The organism is Actinosynnema sp., from assembly GCF_052038725.1.
Map to the genome: position 1 here is coordinate 1 of NZ_JBQGCX010000302.1, position 2,615 is coordinate 2,615.

At 77.4% G+C, this 2,615-nt stretch carries 1 protein-coding gene; it reads left to right on the forward strand.

The genetic code is table 11. From position 1 onward, the window contains the following. Positions 1-142: 142 nt before the first annotated feature. On the forward strand, positions 143-2,615 hold a 2,473-nt coding region (locus ACTUAL_RS06035; protein WP_440899543.1), incomplete at its 3' end, for a beta-ketoacyl synthase N-terminal-like domain-containing protein.

Below are 2,615 nucleotides of genomic sequence, written 5' to 3' on the forward strand. Positions count from 1 at the left end.
AAGCTGGGTGCCCGCCACCCGACCCAGACCTCGAGGACCTGGACGACGAGCAGCTGTTCGCCCTGATCGACCGGGGCTTCGGCCTCCGCTGACCGACCCCGCACCACCACCGTCCGCTGATCAGCTGAAAGGGCCAACCCGCATGGGCAACGAGGACCGGCTGCGCGCCTACCTCAGGCGCGTCACCTCCGACGCCCGCGAGCTGCGCGCCCGCCTGGACCGGGCGGAGGGGCGCGACCGCGAACCCGTCGCGGTCGTCGGCTTCGGCCACCGCCTCCCCGGCGACCCGCAGTCCGAAGTGGACTTCTTCGACGCCGGCTTGTTCGACGCCGACTTCTTCGACGTCCCGGCGCACCGGGTGGACCCGGCGCGACGCCTGCTGCTGGAGACCTCCTGGGAGGCCTTCGAGCACGCCGGGATCAGGCCGGGCTCGCTCGCGGGCGGTGACACCGGCGTGTTCGTCGGCGCGAGCACGGGGGCTTCGTCCCCGGACCCCACCGCCCTGTCCGGCCTGGTCGCCCGCGTGCTCGGCCTCGGCGGTCCCGCGCTGACCGTGGACACCGGGTGCTCCGCGCCGCTGGTGGCCCTGCACCTCGCGGTGCGGGCGCTGCGGCGCGGCGAGTGCCCGCTCGCGCTGGTGGGCGGCGCGGAGGGCGTGCTGCTCCTGGAGCGGCTCTCCGACGCCCGGCGGCACGGCCACCCGGTGCGCTGTGTCGTGCGGGGCAGCGCGGTCAACTCGGACGGCGGGTCCGACGGGACCGCGCGGCAGCACGTCGTCCGCGCCGCGCTGCACGACGCCGGGCTGTCCGCCGACCAGGTCCGGACCGCTCCGGGCGGCGCCGGGGTGATCGAGGCGCTGCTGGCGGTGCGGAGCGGGGAGCTGCCGCGCCGGGTCGGGGTGTCCGCGTTCGGCGGCGGCAACGCCCACGTGGTCCTCGAAGCGCCCGAGCCCACGCCCGAGCCGGTGGTGACCGAGGTCGGTCCCGTGGCCTGGCCGCTCTCGGCCAGGACCGCCGAAGCGCTGCGCCAGGCGACCGGGCGACTGCGCGCCCACCTCGCCGACACCTCCCACAGCCCCGCCGAGGTCGCCGCCGCCCTCGCGCGCCGGACCGCGTTCGCGCACCGGGCCGTGGTGGTGGGCCGGGACAACGCCGAACTCCTGCGCGCCCTGGCTGGTGTCGACGCGGCTGGCGGTGACGCGGACAGCAGCGCCACGAACAGCGGTGACGCGCCTGGTGGTGACGTGATCCGGGGTGTCGCGGTTCCCGGCCGCCGGGTGGTGTTCGTGCTCCCCGGTCACGGCTGCGAGTGGCCGGGCATGGCCCAAGAGCTCCTGGACACCGCGCCCGCCTTCGCCACCGCCGCCGCCGAGTGCGCCGCCGCGCTCGAACCGCACGTGGACTTCCCCGTGCTCGACGTGCTGCGCGGCGCGGACGGCGCGCCACCCCCGGACCGGGTCGACGTGGCGCGCCCCGCGCTGTTCACCGACCTGGTGTCGCTGGCCGCGCTGTGGCGCGCGCACGGCGTCGAACCGGCCGCGGTGCTCGGCCACGCCGAGGGCGCGATCGCGGCGGCCCACGTCGCCGGGGCGCTGAGCCTGGCCGACGCGGCGGCGCTCGTCGCCGACCTGAGCCGGGTCCGCAGCGAACCCGTCGACGTCCACCCCGCGCCCACCACCACCCCGTTCCGCCCGACCGCCACCGCCGACGCGTTCGAGGACGCCGTCCGCGACCTGCCCGACCACGCGGCGCTGATCGAGATCAGCCCGCACCCGGTCCTGACCACCACGATGGCCGAGCTCGCCGGGGACCGCGCCGCCGTCCTGGGAACCCTGCGCCGCGACGACGGCGGGACGCGCCGGTTCCTGCGCTCGCTGGCGCGGGCGCACGTGTCCGGCGTCGAGGTGACCTGGCCCGCGCTCACCGGGACGCGGCACGTCGACCTGCCCACCTACCCGTTCCAGCGCGCGCACCACCGCTTCGCCGCCGACGACCCCGAGCCGGGACCGGCCACCCCCGCCGACGAGCCGATCGCCGTCGTCGGCATGGCCTGCCGCCTCCCCGGCGACGTCGCCTCCCCCGACGACCTGTGGCGACTCCTCACCCAGGGGCGCGACGCCACCGCGCCCGTGCCCGCCGACCGCGCCGCAGCCCTGCCCGCCGGGGCCACCGCGGGTCTGCTGTCCGATGTGGACGGCTTCGACGCCGCCTTCTTCGGCTTCACCACGGAGGAATCCGCCCGCCTGGACCCCAGGGGCAGGCTCCTGCTGGAGACCTCCTGGGAGGTCCTGGAGAACGCAGGCGTCACCCCGGACGCCCTGCGCGGCAGCCGCACCGGCGTGTTCCTCGGCGCGGGCGGCGACCGCGCGGGCGCCCTGCCCGGCCGGATCTCCCACGCCTACGGGCTCGAAGGCCCCGCGCTCGCCGTCGACACCCCCTGCTCCGCGTCGCTCACCGCGCTGCACCTGGCCTGCCAGTCGCTGCGGCAGGACGAGTGCGCGCTCGCGTTCGCGGGCGGCGCCACCGTCCTCACCGGCGCGGAGCCCCGCACCGACCCGCAGCGGGGCGACCACCCCGCCGAGGGCGTCGCGCTGGTGCTGCTGGAACGGCTGTCGG